Genomic DNA, 19271 nt, shown 5'->3' with positions numbered 1-19271 from the left:
TCGGTCAGGCTCAGAAGTCCATGTCACCGCCCGGCATGCCGCCGCCGGCCGGGGCCGCGGCCTTCTCCGGCTTGTCGGCGATGACGGCCTCGGTGGTGAGGAACAGCGCGGCGATCGACGCGGCGTTCTGCAGCGCGGAGCGCGTCACCTTCGCCGGGTCGATGATGCCCTCGGCGATCATGTCGACGTACTCACCGGTCGCGGCGTTCAGGCCGTGGCCGACGGGCAGGTTGCGCACCTTCTCGACGATGACGCCACCCTCGAGACCACCGTTGACGGCGATCTGCTTGAGCGGGGCCTCCAGGGCGAGCTTCACGGCGTTGGCGCCGGTCGCCTCGTCACCCTCGAGGTCGAGCTTCTCGAAGACCGAGGTGGCCTGCAGCAGGGCCACGCCACCACCGGCGACGATGCCCTCCTCGACGGCCGCCTTCGCGTTGCGGACGGCGTCCTCGATGCGGTGCTTGCGCTCCTTGAGCTCCACCTCGGTGGCGGCGCCGGCCTTGATGACGGCCACGCCGCCGGCCAGCTTCGCCAGACGCTCCTGGAGCTTCTCGCGGTCGTAGTCCGAGTCGCTGTTCTCGATCTCGGCGCGGATCTGGTTGACCCGGCCCGCGACCTGCTCCGAGGAGCCGGACCCGTCGACGATGGTGGTCTCGTCCTTGGTGATGACGACCTTGCGGGCCTTGCCCAGGAGGTCCAGGGAGGTGTTCTCGAGCTTGAGACCGACCTCCTCGGAGATGACCTCGCCACCGGTGAGGATGGCGATGTCGTTCAGCATCGCCTTGCGGCGGTCGCCGAAGCCCGGGGCCTTGACGGCGACGGACTTGAAGGTGCCGCGGATCTTGTTGACGACCAGGGTCGACAGGGCCTCGCCCTCGACGTCCTCGGCGATGATCAGCAGCGGCTTGCCCGACTGCATGACCTTCTCCAGGAGCGGGAGCAGGTCCTTGACGTTGGAGATCTTGGAGTTCGCGATCAGGATGTACGGGTCGTCGAGGACGGCCTCCATACGCTCCATGTCGGTGGCGAAGTACGCCGAGATGTAGCCCTTGTCGAAGCGCATGCCCTCGGTGAGCTCGAGCTCGAGACCGAAGGTCTGCGACTCCTCGACGGTGATGACGCCTTCCTTGCCGACCTTGTCCATCGCCTCGGCGATCAGCTCGCCGATCTGGGTGTCGGCGGCGGAGATGGAGGCCGTCGAAGCGATCTGCTCCTTGGTCTCGACATCCTTCGCCTGCTCGAGCAGGGCACCGGAGACGGCCTCGACGGCCTTCTCGATACCGCGCTTGAGAGCCATCGGGTTGGCGCCGGCCGCCACGTTGCGCAGGCCCTCGCGGACCAGCGCCTGGGCGAGCACGGTCGCGGTGGTCGTACCGTCACCGGCGACGTCGTCCGTCTTCTTGGCGACTTCCTTGACCAGCTCGGCGCCGATCTTCTCGTACGGGTCCTCGAGCTCGATCTCCTTGGCGATGGAGACACCATCGTTGGTGATCGTGGGGGCGCCCCACTTCTTCTCGAGGACGACGTTGCGGCCCTTGGGGCCGAGCGTCACCTTCACGGCGTCCGCGAGCTGGTTCATGCCGCGCTCGAGGCCGCGCCGCGCCTCCTCGTCGAACGCGATGATCTTGGCCATGTGAAGTGGTCCCTCCAGGACTGGGGGTGATTCCTTCGGACCGCGCCCGCGCCCGCGACGGACGGCTCGCCGGCCCCGTGGTTCCTTGCCCCACCTGGCCTGCGGGCCTCACCGACCCGGTCCTTCGTTGTCACTCTCACCTTCAGAGTGCTAACGCAATGATTAGCACTCGCCTGTGCCGAGTGCAAGCGCCCCCCGGGGATCCGCAGGTGAACGAGGGGTGGCGGCGGACGCCGACGGGTGACCGCACGCGGCTTCGGACATGCCGAAGGGCTCGCACCCCGGGAGGTGCGAGCCCTTCGCCGATGGAACAGAAGAACGTCGCTGCAAGTCGGCGCGTGCTTCAGCCGGTCGCGAGCCGGACCATGTCCGCCTGCGGTCCCTTCTGGCCCTGCGAGATCTCGAAATCGACCCGCTGACCCTCTTCCAGGGTGCGGTATCCGTCCATCTGGATCGCGCTGTAGTGGACGAAAACATCCGCACCACCGTCGACCGCGATGAAGCCGTACCCCTTCTCCGCGTTGAACCACTTGACGGTGCCCTGAGCCATGCCTAACTCCCCTATTACTGGCCCTTGCACAGATCCGCACTTCGCGGATCCGGGTCAGACCTCACCCCCCAGTTGGTTGGGGGCGTGCGCCGGAACGCGTCGACCGCGGCCGAATGTATCTGTCCAACTGCCGTCTGCAACAGGTCAATCGGACGAGAATTCTGGACGCGAACGGTCCGGAGGAGAGTGAGAATTCGCCCGGATTCAGGGCAAGTCGGGCCCCACAAAGGGAATGAAAGGCGCAAAACACATGCACACTTTGGCTGCTTCTCATCGCCCGCCCCGACGGAACTCATATGCGGCCGGCATGCGATGGGCGACGCGTTCCCCAACTCTACCGCGCTCAACCACACTGAATTGCCCCCTCCGCTTCTCTCGCGGAGGGGGCAATTGGATGAACTCTCGGTAATTACTGTTACCGACGGTTACTACCGGCAGGTACTACCGACGGGTACGGGCACCGGTCAGCCGCCGGCCACGGCCGGGATGATGGAGACGCCGGCGCCGTCCGGGGTCGCCGTGTCAAGCCCCTGCTCGAAGCGCACGTCGTCGTCGTTGACGTACACGTTGACGAACCGGCGCAGCTTGCCCTGGTCGTCCAGGACGCGGGCGGCGATGCCGGTGTGGTTCTTCTCCAGGTCGGTGATGACCTCGCCGAGGGTCGCGCCCTCGGCCGGGACCTCGGCCTTGCCACCGGTGTAGGTGCGCAGGATGGTCGGGATGCGGACGGTCACGCTCATGCGAGGCCAGCCTCTCGGAAGGAGTCCAGGTTGGGGCGGATGGTGGCGGTCAGGCCGGTGCCGGCCACCGCGTCGAGGGTCTTGAGACCGTCCCCCGTGTTGAGGACGACGGTGGTCTTCGTCGGGTCCAGGAGACCGTTCTCGATCAGCTTCCTCGTCACACCGACCGTCACGCCGCCGGCGGTCTCCGCGAAGATGCCCTCGGTCCGCGCCAGCAGCTTGATCGCGTCGACCACCTGCTCGTCGTCCACGTCCTCCACCGCGCCGCCGGTACGGCGCGCGATGTCCAGGACGTAGGGCCCGTCCGCCGGGTTGCCGATGGCGAGGGACTTGGCGATGGTGTCCGGCTTCTGCGGCCGGACCACGTCATGACCCGCCTTGTAGGCGACGGACACCGGCGAGCAGCCCTCGGCCTGCGCACCGAAGATCTTGTACGGCCTGTCCTCGACGAGACCGAGCTTGATCAGCTCCTGCAGCCCCTTGTCGATCTTCGTGAGCTGCGAGCCGGAGGCGATCGGCACGACGAGCTGGTCGGGGAGCCGCCAGCCGAGCTGCTCGCAGATCTCGTACGCCAGCGTCTTGGAGCCCTCGGCGTAGTACGGCCGCAGGTTGACGTTGACGAAGCCCCAGCCCTCGCCGGCCGGGTCGCCGATCAGCTCGGAGCAGAACCGGTTCACGTCGTCGTAGTTGCCCTCGATGCCGACGAGTTCGCCGCCGTAGATCGCGGCCATGACGACCTTGCCCTGCTCCAGGTCGTGCGGGATGAACACACAGGAGCGGAAACCGGCGCGGGCGGCGGCGGCGCCGACGGCACCGGCCAGGTTGCCCGTGGAGGAGCAGGACAGGGTGGTGAAGCCGAAGGCGCGGGCGGCCTCGATGGCCTGGGCGACGACACGGTCCTTGAAGGAGTGCGTCGGGTTGCCGGAGTCGTCCTTGACGAACAGCTTGCCGGCGTCGACGCCCAGCTCGCGGGCCAGGTTGTCGGCCTGGACGAGCTTGGTCCAGCCGGGGTTGATGTTCGGCTTCTCCGCCACGTCGGCCGGGACCGGCAGCAGCGGCGCGTAGCGCCAGATGTTCGCGGGGCCCGCCTCGATGCGCTTGCGGAGTTCCTCGGTCTCGTAGGCCGAGAAGTCGTACGCGATCTCGAGCGGGCCGAAACACTCCTCGCAGGCGAAGACCGGGCCGAGGGGCACGCGGTGTCCGCACTCGCGGCAGGAGAGCGCCGCGGCGGGACCGAGATCGACGGAGTTCGTGGTGCTTGCAACTGTCTGCGCAGCCATGTGAGGCGAGGCCCTTTCTCCTCATCTTCCTCACGACGCATCTCGCCGTGAGACGGATTTGGCACCTTCCCTAGCCGGGAGCCTCGCCACATCGACGTGACGCGTTGGCGTTCACGCCTGGCGGCGCGCGCGGCTGGAGGGTTGCCGGGGCTTCATCGGGCCGTATCCCTCTGCCCCTCTGGATGAGCGGTATGAAGTTGTGAACAGCGGCCACCTCGGACATGCGATGGTCATCCGCGTTGTTCAAGACTGTAACCGAAGGCCAGGACAGTTGAGACAGACGTCCGAACCGCGAGATGGATCACACGGTCACCCCACGTGCACCGCGTGTGATCACGACAGTGAGGAGCCGCAGACCGTGCTGAAAGAAGCCGAGGCCTGGCTGGCCACCCGCTCCTGGTCCGTGACCGACCGCCCGCTGCACCGCGTCCTGGCCGCGAAGCGCGCCTCGGGCCAGTCGGTGTCGGTGGTGCTGCCCGCCCTGAACGAGGAGGAGACGGTCGGTGACATCGTCGCGGTCATCCGCCACGACCTGATGCGGCAGGTCCCCCTCGTCGACGAGATCGTCGTCGTCGACTCGGGCTCCACCGACCGTACGTCGCAGGTCGCCGCGGCGGCCGGGGCGCGCGTCGTCCACCGGGACGAGATCCTGCCCCGGATACCCGCCGTGCCCGGCAAGGGCGAGGTGCTGTGGCGGTCGCTGCTCGTGACGACCGGGGACATCGTCTGTTTCATCGACGCGGACCTCAGGGAGTTCTCCTCCGACTTCGTCTCGGGGATCGTGGGCCCGCTGCTCACCGACCCCGGCGTGGACCTGGTCAAGGCGATGTACGACCGTCCGCTGGGCACCGAGCTGCATTCGCCCGGCTCCGGCAGGACGGCGGGCCAGGGCGGCCGGGTCACCGAACTCATGGCCCGCCCCCTGCTCAACATGCACTGGCCGCAGCTGGCCGGCTTCGTGCAGCCGCTCGGCGGCGAGTACGCGGCCCGCCGCAGCCTGCTGGAACAGCTCCCGTTCCCCGTCGGCTACGGCGTGGAGCTGGGCATGCTCGTCGACGCCCTGCACCTGGTCGGCCTGGACGCCCTCGCCCAGGTCGACGTCGGCGTCCGCAAGCACCGTCACCAGGACGGGCAGGCGCTCGGCAGGATGGCGGCGGCGATCTACCGCACCGCGCAGCTCCGGCTGGCCCGCGGGCACCTGATCCGCCCCGCCCTCACCCAGTTCGAACGGAGCGCGGACGGCTTCGAGCCGCGCACCTACTCCGTGGACACCGAGGAACGGCCGCCGATGGCGGAGATCGCCGAGTACGCGGAACGCAAGGTCGCCTGACGGGCCGTGCGTACGGCCGGCCGGGCACGACCGCGTGACCCGGTCCGGCGGCCGTATACGGCCGGACATGACCCGTCCACGGACCGCATCCGTACGTTTGAGCGTTTACGGACCGGGCTAGGTTGTGGCGTATGGCTTCCACGCGTGCTGCTGTTGCTGAGGGTGCTCAGGTGCTGGTCGCGTCCAACCGCGGCCCGGTCTCCTACCAGGTGCGCGAGGACGGTTCGCTGCACGCCAGAAGAGGCGGTGGCGGGCTGGTCTCGGGCCTGTCGGCGATCGGGCCGGACGCGGGCGCCCTGTGGGTGTGCTCGGCGCTCTCCGACGACGACCGCGAAGCGGTACGGCGCGGGGTCGGCGAGGACGGCGTCCGGATGCTCGACATCCCGGCCGACGTGCACGCCGACGCGTACAACGGCATCGCCAACTCCGTGCTCTGGTTCATCCACCACCTGCTGTACCAGACCCCGCTGGAGCCCGTCTTCGACGCGGAGTTCCGGCGCCAGTGGGCGTCGTACGAGACGTACAACCGCGCGTTCGCGGAGGCGCTCGCCGAGGAGGCCGGCCGGGGCGCGGCGGTCCTGGTGCAGGACTACCACCTCTGTCTGGTCCCGGGCATGCTCCGCGAGCTGCGGCCCGACCTGCGCATCGGCCACTTCTCGCACACGCCGTGGGCGCCGGTGGACTACTTCGCGCTGCTCCCCTCCGACATCCGCGCGCAGCTGCTGCGCGGCATGCTCGGCGCGGACCGCCTGGGCTTCCTGACCAGGCGCTGGGCGGACGCCTTCACCGCGTGCTGCGCGGAGTTCGTGGGCGGCCCCGGCAGCACGGAGATCGGGGTGCACGGCCTCGGCGCCGACGCCGACTTCCTGCGCGCCCGCTCCCACGAGAGCGACGTCGAGGAGCGCATCGTCGCCCTGCGCGAGGAGATCGGCGAGGGCCGCAGGACCATCGTGCGCGTCGACCGCACCGAGCTGTCGAAGAACATCGTGCGCGGCCTGCTGGCCTACCGGCAGCTCCTCGACGACCACCCCGAGTGGCGCGAGCGCGTCGTCCACGTGGCGTTCGCCTACCCCTCCCGCCAGGACCTCGCCGTCTACCGCGACTACACGGCCGAGGTGCAGCGGCTGGCACAGGAGATCAACGAGCGGTACGGCACACCCGGCTGGACCCCGGTCGTCCTGCACGTGAAGGACGACTTCGCCCGCTCGCTGGCCGCGTACCGCCTCGCCGACGTGGCCCTGGTCAACCCCATCCGCGACGGCATGAACCTGGTCGCCAAGGAGGTCCCGATCGTCTCGGACGGGGGCTGCGCCCTGGTGCTGTCCCGTGAGGCCGGGGCGTACTGGGAGCTGGGCGAGGACGCGATCGTGGTGAACCCCTACGACGTCCTGGAGACCGCCGGCGCCCTGCACGAGGCACTGACCATGGCGCCGGAGGAGCGGGCGGAGCGCAGCAAGAGGCTGACGGCGGCCGCGACCGCGCTCCCTCCGGCCCGGTGGTTCCTGGAGCAGCTGCAGGCCCTCCAGGCCCTTCACCGCGACTGACCGGAGAACACCCGCGCCCCCAGGCCCCCGGCCCACCCGCCGGGGGCACGCGCACCCACACCCGGTCCGTCACCGCAGCCGGCCCACCGGCCCCACGAACCCGGGCACGACCCGACGACACCTCGCAGCCACTCCTACGCCCGTCACCCACAACTCGCCGGAGAGCACCGCAACGCGATCCTGCTCCCCCGGCCCACCCGCCGGGAGCACGCGCACCCACACCCGGTCCGTCACCGCAGCCGGCCCACCGGCCCCACGAACCCGGGCACGACCCGACGACACCTCGCAGCCACTCGTACACCCGCCACCACAACTCGCCGGAGAGCACCCGCAACGCCCCCACGAACCCGGCCCACCCGCCGGGGGCACGCGCACCCACGCCCGGTCCGTCACCGCAGCCGGCCCGGCGACGCCCTCACCCGCCCCACACACCCGGCAGAACCCGACAGCACCCGCGGGCACTTTGAGACCCGTCACCACAGCCCACCGAGGAGCGCCCGCAGCGGCCCTGTCGCCCCGGTCCGCCCCGGGCGGACCCGCGCACCCGAGTCCGGCCTCTCACCGCAGCTCACCGGAGAGGGCCCGCAGCAGCTCCACCACCCCGGCGGGGCCCTCGACGACCAGGTCCGCCCGCTCCGACAGTTCGGTCACCTCGGAGCTGCCGCTGGCCACGAGCAGACCGGGGACGCCGTCGGAGCGGAGCTTGTCGACGGCGGCGAAGGCGGGCAGGTCCCCGAGGTCGTCGCCGGCGTAGAGAACCGCCCCGGCGCCGGTCTCGCGGACGTACTCCGTCAGCGCCACGCCCTTGTCCACGCCCGGCGGACGCAGCTCCAGCACCATCCGGCCCGGCTCGACGACGAGTCCGTGCCGGGCCGCGAGGTCGGCGAGCGGGCGGCGCAACGCCTCGAACGCGGCCTGCGGATCCTCCGCCCGCCGCGTGTGCACGGCGACGGCCCGCCCCTTCTCCTCGACCCAGATCCCCGGCCACGCCCCGGCCGCCTCCAGCACGGCGGGCAGCTCGGCCCGCACGGCCGCGACACCGGGATGCGGGGCGGGCGCGGAGACGGTCCCGGTGCGGGCGTCCCACCGCTCGGCCCCGTAGTGCCCGAGCACGGCCAGGCGCTCCAGCCCCGGCACCCCGGCGAACCCGCCGTTGCTCACCGCCACGGCGGCGGGCCGCCCGGTCACCACGGCGACCGCGGCCACCTTCGGCGCCAGCTCCGCGAGCGCGGGGAGCGCGTCCGGATGCGGCCGCGCGTCCTGCGGGTTCTCGACGATCGGCGCGAGCGTCCCGTCGAAGTCGAGCGCGACGAGCGCGGTGCGCGGCGCGGCCAGGATCGCGGCGAGCGCCTCGCGGCCGCGGGGGGTGGTGGGGGTGGGGAGGGAGGAGTGGGAGTCCGTGGAGTGCGTCTCGTGGGTGCCCATACGGTGACGATAACCGGACGGGTTCGACGGCGAGGGAAACGGGTCCAGGACCGGACGGGCCCGCCCTTCCCGGTGCCGGGCACGGCGGCCCGGCCCGTCCGGCCTCTGCGGACGAGGCCCCTTCGGGGCCGAAGCGGGGTCCGGGGGCGGCGCTCCGGGACGGCGCTCCCGCCCACCCGCACGGACTCCCCGTCCCGGCGGACTCACCGGTCCGCCCGGCGGACTCACCGGTCCGCCCGGCGGGCCTCCCGCACCCGGCGGAGCCGGTTCACCGTCACCGGATCGTGCGCCAGCGCCCGCGGGTCGTCCAGCAGCGCGTTGAGCAGCTGGTAGTACCGCACGGGCGACAGGTCCAGCTCCTCACGGATCGCCCGTTCCTTCGCGCCGGGCCCCGGGAACCCACGCCGCTCCAGGGCGAGGATGTCCCGCTCCCGCGCCCCGAGCCCCTCGTGCCCTTCGTCGTCCGCTGCCCGCTCCATGCCCTGCACGGTAACCCAACCGCACGGGACGCGGCTCAGCCGCCGGTGCCGCTCTCCGCGGTGGTGGCCGTCGTCTGGAGCCGGCCGAGGACCCCGGCCGGGCTGCCACCGGGCTGCACGGCCTGGCCGATCCGCTTCTTCACGTCCGCGCTGACCGCCGCCCAGGAGGTGCGCCCCACCGGGTACAGCTCGGAGACGGGCAGCTGGTCGAGGAAGGGCTTGAGGTCGGCGTCCCGGGAGGCGGCCGTCATGGTCTGGGAGGCGGAGTTGGTGACGGGCAGCAGGTCGTACTCGCGGGAGAAGTCGAGGACGTTCTTCTCGCTGTAGACGAAGTTCAGGAAGTCCTTGACCTGCTCGGCGTGGCCGTTCTGCTTGAAGGCGGTCATCCAGTCGGCGACGCCCATGGAGACCTTGGTCGGCCCGTCGAGGCCGGGCATCGGGACCATGCCGAACTTCACCCCCTTCTTCGCGGCCGTCTTCATCAGCGAGGGGTGCCCGTTGAGCATGCCGACCTGGCCGACGGCGAACGCGGCGAACGCGTCGGCCCGGTCGAGCCTGCCCGGCGCGACCGGTCCGGTGAGGCCCTCGCCGACCAGTTCGTTCTTCAGCCAGGTGAAGGTGTGGACGTTCTCGGTGGAGTCGAGGCTGTAGCCGGTGGCGGTCTCGGTGTAGCCGCCCCCGCCGCTGAGCAGCCACTGCATGGTCTCGGCCTGTGCCTCCTCGGGACCGAGGGGCAGGGCGTACGGGTACTTCACGCCGTCCGCCTTGAGCGCCCGGGCGTCCTCGGCCAGCTCGGCCCAGGTGGTCGGTGCGGTGATGCCGGCCTGGGCGAAGAGGGTCTTGTTGTAGAACAGCAGCCGCGTGGAGGAGGCGAACGGCATGCCGTACTGCACGCCGCGCACCTCGCCCGCGTCGGCGAGCTGGGGCACGAAGTCGGCCTGGACGGGGATGGAGAGGACGTCGCCCGCCCGGTAGAGGAGGTCTTCGGCGGCGTAGTCGGCGTAGGCGCCGATCTGCGCCATGTCGGGCGCCCGGCCGGCGTCGACCAGCTTCTTGACCTCGCGGTCGACGTCGTTCCAGGAGTGGACGGTGACCTCGACGGTGACGCCGGGGTGGTCCTTCTCGTAGGCCTCGACCAGCGCGTCCCAGTACTTCTCGGAGCTGTTGGCGTCGCTGTCGCCGTAGTCGGCGGCGACGAGGGTCAGGGTGACGTCGCCGGAGCCGCCGGTGACCCCGCAGCCGGCGAGGACCGCCGTCATGCTCAGGGCGGCCGCCACCGCGATCGTTCCCGACTTCGCTGCCCGCTGCACTGTGCTCTCCCGCTCCCCTGGACGGCCGGGCCCGCTGTGCACACACAACCCACACATGATTGCTCCGACCAATGAAACCGATATCCGGATCAAGGTCTACACCACGTAAGTGGACTAGACCTCTTGCGGGTCCTCGGGCCACACTGTCCCCGTGAGACATGTCATCGCCCTCGATGTGGGCGGCACCGGGATGAAAGCCGCCCTCGTCGGGGCGGACGGCGCGCTGCTGCACCGGGCCCGCCGGGCCACGGGCCGCGAGCGCGGTCCCGACGAGGTCGTCGCCGGCATCCTCGACTTCGCCGCCGAGCTGCACGCGTACGGCGCCGAGCACCTCGGCGGGGGCGCGGCCGCGGCCGGAGTCGCGGTCCCCGGCATCGTCGACGAGGCGAACGGCGTCGCCGTCTACGCCGCCAACCTCGGCTGGCGCGACGTCGGCCTGCGCCGGCTCCTCACCGGCCGGCTCGGCGGCGTCCCGGTGGCTCTCGGCCACGACGTCCGCACCGGCGGACTCGCCGAGGGGCGCATCGGTGCGGGGCGGGGCGCCGACCGTTACCTCTTCGTGGCCCTCGGCACGGGCATCGCGGGCGCCATCGGCGTGGCCGGCCGGGTGGAGGCGGGCGCGCACGGTTTCGCGGGCGAGATCGGCCACATCGTCGTACGCCCCGGCGGTACGCCCTGCCCCTGCGGGCAGCGCGGCTGCCTGGAGCGGTTCGCGTCGGCGGCGGCGGTCGGCGAGGCGTGGGCGGCGGCCTGCGGGGAACCGGAGGCGGACGCCGCGGACTGCGCGAAGGCCGTCACGTCCGGCGACCCGAACGCCGTCCGGATCTGGCAGCAGGCGGTCGACGCACTCGCCGACGGCCTGGTCACCGCCCTCACCCTGCTGGACCCGCGCACCCTCATCGTCGGTGGCGGCCTCGCCGAGGCGGGGGAAACCTTGTTCACACCGTTGCGGAACGCCGTCCGCAGGCGGGTCACCTTCCAGAAGCTCCCGGACATCGTCCCGGCGGCGCTGGGCGACACCGCCGGATGCCTCGGCGCGGGCCTGCTGGCCTGGGATCTCCTCGAAACAACCGACGGCACGGAGGTAACACCCTGATGGCCACCCTCCCAGGGGCGCGAGGCGCCACGGCACGCGGCTCCGCCGTACGGGCGCGAGACGCCACCACGCACCCGCAGGTACTCGCCGGCGCCAGGGTGGTGCTCCCCACCGGCACGGTGCCCGACGGCCGCGTCACCGTCGACGGCACGAGAATCGCCCCCGACGCCCCGCCCGGAACCGCCCACGTCGTCGACGTGAAGGGCCACTGGCTGGTCCCCGGCTTCGTCGACCTGCACAACCACGGCGGCGGCGGGGCCTCCTTCTCCGGCACCGCCGACGAGGTGCACCGGGCGATCCGCACCCACCGCCGCCACGGCACCACCACGCTCGTCGCGTCCACCGTCACCGACGACATGGACGTCCTGGTCCGGCAGGCCGGCCTGCTCAGCGAACTGGCCGAGCAGGGCGACCTGGCCGGCATCCACTTCGAGGGCCCGTTCATCTCGCCGTGCCGCAAGGGCGCGCACGCGGAGGGCCTGCTGCGCGACCCGGACCCGGCCCAGGTGCGCAAGCTCATCGACGCGGCGCGCGGCAGGGCGAAGATGGTCACCCTCGCGACCGAACTGCCGGGCGGCATCGACTCCGTACGGATGCTGGCCGAGCACGGGGTGATCGCGGCCGTCGGCCACACGGACGCCACGTACGAGCAGACGGTGGCGGCGATCAAGGCGGGCGCGACGGTCGCCACCCACCTCTTCAACGCCATGCCACCGCTCGGGCACCGCGCGCCGGGCCCGATCGCCGCGCTGCTGGAGGACGAGCGGGTGACGGTCGAGCTGATCAACGACGGCGTCCACCTGCATCCGGCGGCACTGGAGCTGGCGTTCCACCGGGCGGGCGCGGGGCGGGTCGCGTTCATCACGGACGCGATGGACGCGGCCGGCACCGGCGACGGCCGGTACATGCTCGGCCCGCTGGAGGTCGAGGTCAGCGAGGGCGTGGCCCGGCTGGTGGAGGGCGGTTCGATCGCCGGCTCCACGCTGACCCTGGACCGCGCGTTCAAGCGGGCGGTGACGGTGGACCGGCTGCCGGTGGAGGACGTGGTCGCGGCCCTGTCCGCGAACCCGGCCCGGCTGCTGGGCATGGCCGACCGGGTGGGCTCCCTGGAGCCGGGCAAGGACGCCGACCTGGTCCTGCTGGACGAGAACTTCGACCTCAAGGGCGTGATGCGGCAGGGGGTTTGGGTGGTGGATCCCGGGCTGGGCTGAAATCTCCGCCCGCACAGGGACGGTGGCCGACCCGGGGGCTGGGCCGACCGCCGTCTCTTTGGCATGATCAGGCCGTCCGGAAGGGCGAATTCAAGCAAACGGCGGCCGAACGCCGCTGATCGGGGGAGGTCGGGCCAGGTGATTCTCACGGTCACGCCGAACACCGCTCTGGACGTCACCTACCGCGTCCCGGCCCTGCTCCCGCACGCCACGCACCGGGTGACCGAGGTGGCGGAACGTTCCGGCGGCAAGGGACTGAACGTGGCGCGCATCCTGGCCGCCCTCGGGCACGAGGTGACGGTCACCGGCTTCGCGGGCGGTCCCACCGGACGCGTCGTACGGGAGCGGCTCACCGGGGTGACCGACGCGCTCGTGCCGTGCGCCGCCCCGACCCGCCGCACGCTCACCGTGGCCGACGAACGCACCGGGCAGACCACGCGGTTCGACGAACCGGGCCCGGTCATCACCCCCGCCGAGTGGTCCGCCTTCCAGGAGACGTACGAGCGGCTGCTGGCCGGCGCCGACGCGGTGGCCCTGTGCGGCAGCCTGCCGCCGGGGGTGCCGGTGGGCGCGTACGGGGGCCTGGTGCGCACCGCGCGGGCCGCGGGCGTACCCGTGCTGCTGGACACCGGCGGGGAGGCACTGCGCCGCGCGGTCGCGGCGCGCCCCGACCTGATCAAACCGAACGCCGGTGAACTGGCCGAACTGACCGGCTCCCACGAGCCGTCGCGCGCGACGCAGGACGCCCGTCGGCGCGGTGCCCGCTCGGTGGTGGCGTCCCTGGGCGCGCAGGGCCTGGTCGCGGCGACCCCGGAGGGCCGCTGGCGGGCCACCCCGCCGGCCCGTCCGCCCGGCAATCCGAGGGCCCGGCTGTCCGGCGCCCGGGCGGGTGCCGGTGACGCGGTCTCCGCGGGCCTGCTCTCCGGCCTCGTCGAGCGGCTCCCCTGGCCCGAGACCCTGGCCCGCGCGCTCGCCCTGTCCGCGGCCACCGCCCTGTGCCCGACGGCCGGCGAGTTCGACCGGGCGGCCTACGAGGACCTGCTGGGCCGGGTCGCGGTGACCGGTGAGGTCACCGCAGCCTGACCGCGGTCAGCGCTTGACCTCGCCCTTCTTCAGCCAGAACTGGTCCAGGAGCACGTTGCACTTGTCGCCGTTCTCGCAGGACAGGCTGATGGTGTTGGTGCCCTTGGTGAGCCTGGGCCAGGCGTAGGTGGTGGTCCAGCCCTTCGCGAAGTCCCCCTCGGCGGCGTGCGCGTAGTTCTCCAGGCTCAGCGGCTGGCCGAACTTCTTGCCGTTGACCGTGAGGGTCATCGACTGGTTCTCACCGGCGGTGCTGTAGTGCGCGAACAGCGTGTACGCGCCGTCCTCGGGGATGCCGTCGACGCTCCAGGTGACGGAGTTGCCGACCTGGTTCAGGGAGACGTAGATGCCGCCGTCCGCCTTGGCGCCCTGGACGTCGGAGGCCAGGGCGGCCGCACCGCCGAGGCGCAGGGCCTTGGCGTCGATCGTCGGCAGCTCGACCTCGTCCTCGGTGTCGCCGCTGCCGGAGGCGCTGGGCGAGGCGCTCTCGGAGACGGTGGGCGAGGCGGAGGCCTCGCCGCCGGCCTTGTTGTTGTCGTCGTCCGAGTCGCCGCCCGTCATCGCCACCGCGATGCCGATGACGACGGCCGCGACCACCGCGACCGCGCCGATCAGCAGTCCCTTGGTGTTGGGGCCGCGGCCCCGGCCGCCGCCGAGCCCCTGCTGCCGGTTGCCGGTGGTCGTGCCACCGGCGCCGGAGAAGCTCTCGGGCCCCGCGGGAGCGCCGTTCGGCCGGCCGTACGCACCCTGCTGGGGCGGCGCCTGCTGCCCGTACTGCGCGGTCTGCTGCTGGCCGTACTGGCGCTCGCCGACCGGGCGCACGCGGTTGACCGACGGGTATCCGTAGCCGCCGCCGGACGGAGGCTGGGCTCCGTTGGCCTGGCCGTCGGCGTAGAGGTAGCCGAACGGGTCGTCGTCCTCGGGCGTACTCGCGCCGTTGTTGCCGGGCGTCATCCCTTCGTACTCCTCAACAGGTGCGGGGCGGATGTGGTCCGCGTATCCCTACGCGTCCATACGTGCGGAGAAGAGCGAGCCTACCCGCTCCGGACCCGCCGAACGGGTGACCCGGATCGCACCGTTGCGGGCAGCCGGGTGCTGACCTGCGGATCAGCCCGCCCGTCTGTGCTGTTTGGGACGAGATCGTTTCTCTACGTACATCCGCTCGTCGGCGGACTTCAACACCTCGTCCGCGGTCATCCCGCAGTGCGCCCAGCCGATGCCGAAGCTGGCGCCCACCCGGACGGCCCGCCCCTCGGCGCGGATCGGCTGGATGATCTCGTTGCGCAGGCGTACGGCGAGGTCCTGGGCGTCGGCGCGGCCGAGGCCGTCGGCGAGGATCACGAACTCGTCGCCGCCGAGCCGGGCGACGGTGTCGCCGTCGCGGACGCCCCGGGACAGCCTGCGGGCGACCTCGATCAGGACCGCGTCACCGGCGTTGTGCCCGAACCGGTCGTTGATCGACTTGAAGCCGTCGAGGTCGCAGAAGAGGACCGCGAGCCCCTTGGTGCCGTCGTCGCGTACGCCGTCCTCGGGGGCGACGGTGTGCACGTGGTGGTCGTAGGCGTCGAACCGCTCCGCGCCGTCGGTCCGGAAGTCGAAGCCGCGGTCGCGGGTGTCGAAGGCGCGGTCGCCGGTGTCGAAGGCGGGGTGCCCCTGGGCGTCCATCGCGTCGACGGCGGCGGGGTGGGCGGACCGCGGGCGCGCACAGAGCCGGGAGGACAGGCGCGAGCGCAGCTCGGCGGAGTTCGGCAGGCCGGTGAGGGAGTCGTGGGAGGCGCGGTGGGCGAGCTGGAGTTCGCGGCGCTTGCGGTCCTCTATGTCCTCGACGTGGGTGAGGAGGAAGCGGGGTCCGTCGGCGGCGTCGGCGACGACGGAGTTGCGCAGCGACACCCAGACGTACGTCCCGTCGCGGCGGCCGAGGCGCAGTTCGGCGCGGCCGCCCTCGGCGGAGGTCCGCAGCAGGGTGCCGATGTCCTCGGGGTGGACGAGGTCGGAGAAGGAGTAGCGGCGCATCGCGGAGGCGGGGCGGCCCAGCAGGCGGCACAGGGCGTCGTTGGTGCGCAGGATCCGGCCGTGCTGGTCGCCGCCCATCTCGGCGATGGCCATGCCGGAGGGGGCGTACTCGAAGGCCTGGCGGAAGCTCTCCTCGCTGGCGCGCAGGGCCTGCTGTTCGCGTTCGAGGCGGACCAGGGCGCGCTGCATGTTGGACCGCAGACGCGCGTTGCTGATGGCGATGGCGGCCTGGAAGGCGTACATCTGGAGGGCTTCGCGGCCCCAGGCGCCGGGCCGTCGGCCGTTGCGCGGGCGGTCCACGGACAGGACGCCGATGAGTTCGCCGCAGACGCCGTTGCCGCCGGGGGCGGCGGGCGTGTACATGGGGGCGAAGAGGCGGTCGGAGGGGTGCCACTCGTCCTCGAAGCGGGGCGCGGGCCCGTCCGTGTACCACTGCGGGACGTCGTCGTCGTCGAGGACCCAGCCCTCGGTGTGGGGTATGAAGATCAGGTCGCCCCAGGTCTCGCCCATGCTCAGCCGGCGCTCCCAGGAGTCGCGGGAGCCGACCCGGCCGGTGATGAGGGCCTCGGCGGCGGGGTCCCCGGAGAGGGCGGCGACGACGAGGTCGCCGTCGGGGCGCACGAGGTTGACGCAGGCCAGTTCGTATCCGAGGGCGGTCACGACGCCGTTGGCGACCGTCTGCAGCGTGTCGGCCAGGCTGCGGGCCGTGTTCATGTCGGCCATGACCTGGTGCAGCTGTCGCAGGGACGCAAGACGGACGTAAGGCTCCGACTCGGCCTCCATGCTCGCCCTCCCCCCGAGACTTCGCAGCGAATCAAGGGTTGTCTTCGGCGTAACGTCGTTTCTGTCGTTGCGCATGTCGTTGTGTCCGTACCGGTGACGCCTCCGCCACTGAATCACAGCGCGCTGCCCACTCGGTACACAGGGTCAACAATTCCCGGCCCTTGTGACTCAAGTCACAGGAAAACCTGAGCAATTGAGAAGGGTTTCCGCGTTTTTCCCTGTGCGTTTACTGAGCGTACGGCTCCCCTTCCGGAGAGGGTACGGGAATCGGTCCGGGGACCTACGACCGTACTCGGGCGAAGGTCCGATGCGGGCCGGCCGGAGCGGGGACTAGCGTGCGGAGCGTGCCTGCCGACCTGCTCAAGACCCCGCCCGCCGCGCCCGCCGCCACCGGCCCCTTTGGGCATGCTGTGGGGGTGAGCGACGAAGAGTTCCGTGCCGCCATGTCCCGGCTGGCCGGCGGAGTGGTCCTGGTGACCGCGCAGGAGCCCCCGCTGGACCCGGACGACCCGGGGGCGCCGGAGGGCGAGAACGCCGGGATGACGGCCACGGCGTTCCTGTCCGTCTCCCTGGATCCGCCCCTGGTGCTGGTCAGCCTGCGCACCGGCTCCCGGATGGACGACCTGATCGACGAGCAGCCCCTGTGGGCGGTGTCGGTGCTGTCGGAGAGCCAGCGGCACATCGCCGGACGCTTCGCGATGAAGGGCCGGCTCAGCGACCGGCTCCTCTTCGAGGACCTCCCGCACACCCGCGGCGAGGCCACCGGCGCACCCCTGGTCGACGGCGCGCTGGCCACGCTGGAGTGCCGCACCGAGCAGCGGGTGGCGGCCGGGGACCACACGCTCGTGATCGGCCGGGTGCTGCACGCGCGCGTGCCGAGCACGGAGGGCGGACCGCTGCTCTATTTCAAGGGCCGTTACCGCCACTTGGACTGAACGGTAATTCAGTGGCCGCGCGCGGAACTCCCTTCCTGCGCTCGCGCCACGACCACCCCGCCGACGACTTCCGCGCTCCGTCTCGAAGAAATAACCGCCGCAAATCCGGAAGCAGCTCTCGGCATTCGGGTCCGCCCCGAGCAGGAATTCGCGGCCTCCCCCGTGGTGAAGTCCCTCGCGGAGGCGTACGTGCATCCCGGGGTCGCCTGGCCGCGCCCGATCGTCGACGACGGACGGCCCGTCGGCTTCCTGACGGCCTTCTTCGGCATCGGCCGGCGCGGGGACGGCGGCCTGATCCGCTCCGGCCTGTGGCGGCCGAACATCCAGGCGGGCGAGCAGGGCCGCGGCTACGGGCGGTTCGCCGTCGAGTCCGTCGCCCGGCAGGTCCGCGACCGCGGGGGCGAGGAGTTGTACGTCACCCGGCACCCCGGCGCCCACGGCCCCGAGGACTTCCACCTCGGCCTGGGCTTCCGCGACACGGGGGAGCGCAGCGGGGACGAGACGGTGGGGGTGCCGGCGCTGGAGCGTGTACGGAAGTGAAGGCGCGCCACCCGGCACCGAAGGCCACGGCCACCCGGCGGCGCGGCCCTCAGCCCCAGTCCCGGCCCGTCCTGCCGCGCTTGGTCTCCGAGCGCTGCTTCTTCTGCCGCAGCCGGCGTTCGTTGATCCCGCGCGGGATGCGGGTGGCGCGACGCGGCTTGGGCGGCGGAGCCGTGGCCTCGGCGAGCAGGGAGGCCAGGCGTACGGCGGCGGCCTCGCGGTTGCGCCACTGCGAACGGTGCTCGGAGGCACGGACGCAGACGACGCCGTCGACGAGGCGGCCGGCGAGCCGCTCCAGCGCGCGCGCCTTCCACACCTCGGGCAGCGCCTCGGTGCGCGCCAGGTCGAAGCGCAGCTCCACCTGCGAGTCGCTGGTGTTGACATGCTGCCCGCCGGGCCCCGAGGACCGCGAGAAACGCCACACCAGCTCGGCCTCGGGAAGACAGACGGAGCCTCTGATGACATGGGGACCGGACATGCCGTACATGTTCCCCCGCCTGACCCGTCCACGTCACGCGAATTAGGGTTTGGCAAAGAAAGTAAAGACACGGGGAACCTTGGCGACCCCTCGCGGCGTTCATAGGGGTAGCTGTAGCTTCGTGCCCGTTACACAACGAGGGAAGGACTCCCAACAATGGCTGTAAGCCTGTCCAAGGGTGGCAACGTCTCGCTCACCAAGGAGGCTCCGGGCCTGACCGCCGTCACCGTGGGCCTCGGCTGGGACGTCCGCACCACCACCGGCACGGACTTCGACCTCGACGCCTCGGCGATCGCGGTCAACACGCAGGGCAAGGTCTACTCCGACGCCCACTTCGTCTTCTTCAACAACAAGCAGACGCCGGACCAGACCATCGTCCACACCGGTGACAACCGCACCGGCGAGGGCGCGGGCGACGACGAGGCGATCAACGTCAACCTCGCGGGCCTCCCCGCCGACATCGACAAGATCGTCTTCCCGGTCTCCATCTACGACGCGGAGAACCGCTCGCAGAACTTCGGCCAGGTCCGCAACGCCTACATCCGCATCGTCAACCAGGCCGGCGGCGCCGAGATCGCCCGCTACGACCTGTCGGAGGACGCGGCCACCGAGACGGCCATGGTCTTCGGCGAGCTGTACCGCAACGGCGCCGAGTGGAAGTTCCGCGCCGTCGGCCAGGGCTACGCCTCGGGCCTGGTGGGCATCGCCCAGGACTTCGGCGTCAACGTCTGACGGACACGGCGCCCTGTCGGAGCCCTCGGCCGCGAAGGCCGGGGGCTCCGCCGTCCGCGGCGACGGGTTGCCTCCGTGATCCTCGAGCCGCTCCCCCTCACCCCCGACCACG

General features: G+C 71.7%; 18 protein-coding genes and 1 riboswitch. Of the genes, 8 read left to right on the top strand and 10 right to left on the bottom strand.

Annotated features, from left to right (window positions below):
* Nucleotides 1-10: 10 nt before the first annotated feature.
* The 4 genes from groL to thrC all read right to left on the bottom strand — a co-directional run bounded on the left by groL (nucleotide 11) and on the right by thrC (nucleotide 4203).
* Nucleotides 11-1633 carry a chaperonin GroEL gene (gene groL / locus ACIP5W_RS16700; protein ID WP_363086811.1) on the bottom strand — a complete coding sequence of 541 codons (1623 nt, stop codon included), beginning with the start codon at nucleotides 1631-1633 and terminating at the stop codon, nucleotides 11-13.
* A gap of 343 nt (nucleotides 1634-1976) precedes the next feature.
* The gene (locus tag ACIP5W_RS16695) at nucleotides 1977-2183 is read right to left on the bottom strand and encodes a cold-shock protein (RefSeq protein ID WP_007493268.1); all 207 of its coding nucleotides are present in this window, start codon (nucleotides 2181-2183) and stop codon (nucleotides 1977-1979) included.
* A gap of 464 nt (nucleotides 2184-2647) precedes the next feature.
* Nucleotides 2648-2923, bottom strand: coding sequence for a MoaD/ThiS family protein (locus ACIP5W_RS16690; protein WP_363086812.1), 276 nt, complete (start codon nucleotides 2921-2923; stop codon nucleotides 2648-2650).
* Complete coding sequence (gene thrC, locus ACIP5W_RS16685) at nucleotides 2920-4203, bottom strand: threonine synthase (RefSeq protein WP_401473089.1); 1284 nt, start codon at nucleotides 4201-4203, stop codon at nucleotides 2920-2922. Before thrC ends, ACIP5W_RS16690 begins: the two co-directional genes overlap by 4 nt.
* Before the next feature lie 18 nt (nucleotides 4204-4221).
* Nucleotides 4222-4392: riboswitch (SAM riboswitch) on the bottom strand.
* A 169-nt stretch (nucleotides 4393-4561) separates the two neighbouring features.
* Here thrC and ACIP5W_RS16680 point away from each other — a divergent pair.
* Both ACIP5W_RS16680 and ACIP5W_RS16675 read left to right on the top strand, forming a co-directional pair.
* Entirely contained in the window at nucleotides 4562-5533 is a 972-nt protein-coding gene (locus ACIP5W_RS16680; protein WP_401473086.1) for a glucosyl-3-phosphoglycerate synthase, read from the top strand.
* Between the two features lie 131 nt (nucleotides 5534-5664).
* Complete coding sequence (locus ACIP5W_RS16675; protein ID WP_401473083.1) at nucleotides 5665-7077, top strand: trehalose-6-phosphate synthase; 1413 nt, start codon at nucleotides 5665-5667, stop codon at nucleotides 7075-7077.
* Nucleotides 7078-7635: 558 nt separating this feature from the next.
* Here the strand turns inward: ACIP5W_RS16675 and otsB are convergent.
* From otsB to ACIP5W_RS16660, 3 genes are all read right to left on the bottom strand, one after another.
* Entirely contained in the window at nucleotides 7636-8502 is an 867-nt protein-coding gene (gene otsB, locus ACIP5W_RS16670) for a trehalose-phosphatase (protein WP_401473080.1), read from the bottom strand.
* Nucleotides 8503-8726: 224 nt separating this feature from the next.
* Nucleotides 8727-8981, bottom strand: a complete 255-nt coding sequence (locus ACIP5W_RS16665) for a DUF3263 domain-containing protein (protein ID WP_401473077.1) — start codon at nucleotides 8979-8981, stop codon at nucleotides 8727-8729.
* Between the two features lie 35 nt (nucleotides 8982-9016).
* Nucleotides 9017-10240, bottom strand: coding sequence for an ABC transporter substrate-binding protein (locus ACIP5W_RS16660; RefSeq protein WP_401473332.1), 1224 nt, complete (start codon nucleotides 10238-10240; stop codon nucleotides 9017-9019).
* Between the two features lie 202 nt (nucleotides 10241-10442).
* Here ACIP5W_RS16660 and ACIP5W_RS16655 point away from each other — a divergent pair, with 202 nt between their 5' ends.
* The 3 genes from ACIP5W_RS16655 (at nucleotide 10443) to ACIP5W_RS16645 (ending at nucleotide 13681) form a co-directional block, all read left to right on the top strand.
* A complete protein-coding gene (locus ACIP5W_RS16655) occupies nucleotides 10443-11387 on the top strand; it encodes an ROK family protein (RefSeq protein WP_401473074.1) in 945 nt (314 codons plus the stop codon).
* Nucleotides 11387-12598, top strand: coding sequence for an N-acetylglucosamine-6-phosphate deacetylase (nagA, locus tag ACIP5W_RS16650; protein ID WP_401473072.1), 1212 nt, complete (start codon nucleotides 11387-11389; stop codon nucleotides 12596-12598). The genes ACIP5W_RS16655 and nagA overlap by 1 nt, the downstream gene beginning before the upstream one ends.
* 138 nt (nucleotides 12599-12736) lie before the next feature.
* On the top strand, nucleotides 12737-13681 hold the full coding sequence (locus ACIP5W_RS16645; RefSeq protein WP_401473069.1) for a 1-phosphofructokinase family hexose kinase: 945 nt from the start codon (nucleotides 12737-12739) through the stop codon (nucleotides 13679-13681).
* A 6-nt stretch (nucleotides 13682-13687) separates the two neighbouring features.
* Here ACIP5W_RS16645 and ACIP5W_RS16640 read toward each other — a convergent pair whose 3' ends face one another.
* Together ACIP5W_RS16640 and cdgB are read right to left on the bottom strand one after the other, a co-directional pair.
* Entirely contained in the window at nucleotides 13688-14632 is a 945-nt protein-coding gene (locus ACIP5W_RS16640; RefSeq protein WP_401473066.1) for a carbohydrate-binding protein, read from the bottom strand.
* 153 nt (nucleotides 14633-14785) lie between these two features.
* Nucleotides 14786-16474: a diguanylate cyclase CdgB gene (gene cdgB, locus ACIP5W_RS16635; protein ID WP_401473063.1), complete on the bottom strand. Its 1689-nt coding sequence runs from the start codon at nucleotides 16472-16474 to the stop codon at nucleotides 14786-14788.
* A gap of 356 nt (nucleotides 16475-16830) precedes the next feature.
* Between cdgB and ACIP5W_RS16630 the strand changes: the two genes are divergently transcribed.
* Complete coding sequence (locus tag ACIP5W_RS16630; RefSeq protein ID WP_401473330.1) at nucleotides 16831-17409, top strand: flavin reductase family protein; 579 nt, start codon at nucleotides 16831-16833, stop codon at nucleotides 17407-17409.
* Nucleotides 17410-17415: 6 nt separating this feature from the next.
* Nucleotides 17416-17949, top strand: coding sequence for a GNAT family N-acetyltransferase (locus ACIP5W_RS16625; RefSeq protein ID WP_401473327.1), 534 nt, complete (start codon nucleotides 17416-17418; stop codon nucleotides 17947-17949).
* 49 nt (nucleotides 17950-17998) lie between these two features.
* On the opposite strand, the gene arfB is transcribed toward ACIP5W_RS16625, so the two are convergent.
* A complete protein-coding gene (gene arfB / locus ACIP5W_RS16620; RefSeq protein ID WP_401473060.1) occupies nucleotides 17999-18436 on the bottom strand; it encodes an alternative ribosome rescue aminoacyl-tRNA hydrolase ArfB in 438 nt (145 codons plus the stop codon).
* Between the two features lie 147 nt (nucleotides 18437-18583).
* Between arfB and ACIP5W_RS16615 the strand changes: the two genes are divergently transcribed.
* Nucleotides 18584-19159, top strand: coding sequence for a TerD family protein (locus ACIP5W_RS16615; RefSeq protein WP_055636540.1), 576 nt, complete (start codon nucleotides 18584-18586; stop codon nucleotides 19157-19159).
* Nucleotides 19160-19271 lie beyond the last annotated feature (112 nt).

The sequence above is a fragment of the Streptomyces sp. NPDC088766 genome (genome assembly GCF_044750845.1).
Classification (GTDB): domain Bacteria; phylum Actinomycetota; class Actinomycetes; order Streptomycetales; family Streptomycetaceae; genus Streptomyces.
This window is presented reverse-complemented; position numbering and strand designations above follow the sequence as displayed.

What these genes read in the sequence shown, in the direction of transcription:
- groL (WP_363086811.1), bottom strand. Translation starts at nt 1,633, where the DNA reads ATGGCCAAGATCATCGCGTTCGACGAGGAGGCGCGGCGCGGCCTCGAG.
- ACIP5W_RS16695 (WP_007493268.1), bottom strand. Translation starts at nt 2,183, where the DNA reads ATGGCTCAGGGCACCGTCAAGTGGTTCAACGCGGAGAAGGGGTACGGC.
- ACIP5W_RS16690 (WP_363086812.1), bottom strand. Translation starts at nt 2,923, where the DNA reads ATGAGCGTGACCGTCCGCATCCCGACCATCCTGCGCACCTACACCGGT.
- thrC (WP_401473089.1), bottom strand. Translation starts at nt 4,203, where the DNA reads ATGGCTGCGCAGACAGTTGCAAGCACCACGAACTCCGTCGATCTCGGT.
- ACIP5W_RS16675 (WP_401473083.1), top strand. Translation starts at nt 5,665, where the DNA reads ATGGCTTCCACGCGTGCTGCTGTTGCTGAGGGTGCTCAGGTGCTGGTC.
- otsB (WP_401473080.1), bottom strand. Translation starts at nt 8,502, where the DNA reads ATGGGCACCCACGAGACGCACTCCACGGACTCCCACTCCTCCCTCCCC.
- ACIP5W_RS16665 (WP_401473077.1), bottom strand. Translation starts at nt 8,981, where the DNA reads ATGGAGCGGGCAGCGGACGACGAAGGGCACGAGGGGCTCGGGGCGCGG.
- ACIP5W_RS16660 (WP_401473332.1), bottom strand. Translation starts at nt 10,240, where the DNA reads ATGACGGCGGTCCTCGCCGGCTGCGGGGTCACCGGCGGCTCCGGCGAC.
- nagA (WP_401473072.1), top strand. Translation starts at nt 11,387, where the DNA reads ATGGCCACCCTCCCAGGGGCGCGAGGCGCCACGGCACGCGGCTCCGCC.
- ACIP5W_RS16640 (WP_401473066.1), bottom strand. Translation starts at nt 14,632, where the DNA reads ATGACGCCCGGCAACAACGGCGCGAGTACGCCCGAGGACGACGACCCG.
- cdgB (WP_401473063.1), bottom strand. Translation starts at nt 16,474, where the DNA reads ATGGAGGCCGAGTCGGAGCCTTACGTCCGTCTTGCGTCCCTGCGACAG.
- arfB (WP_401473060.1), bottom strand. Translation starts at nt 18,436, where the DNA reads ATGTACGGCATGTCCGGTCCCCATGTCATCAGAGGCTCCGTCTGTCTT.
- ACIP5W_RS16615 (WP_055636540.1), top strand. Translation starts at nt 18,584, where the DNA reads ATGGCTGTAAGCCTGTCCAAGGGTGGCAACGTCTCGCTCACCAAGGAG.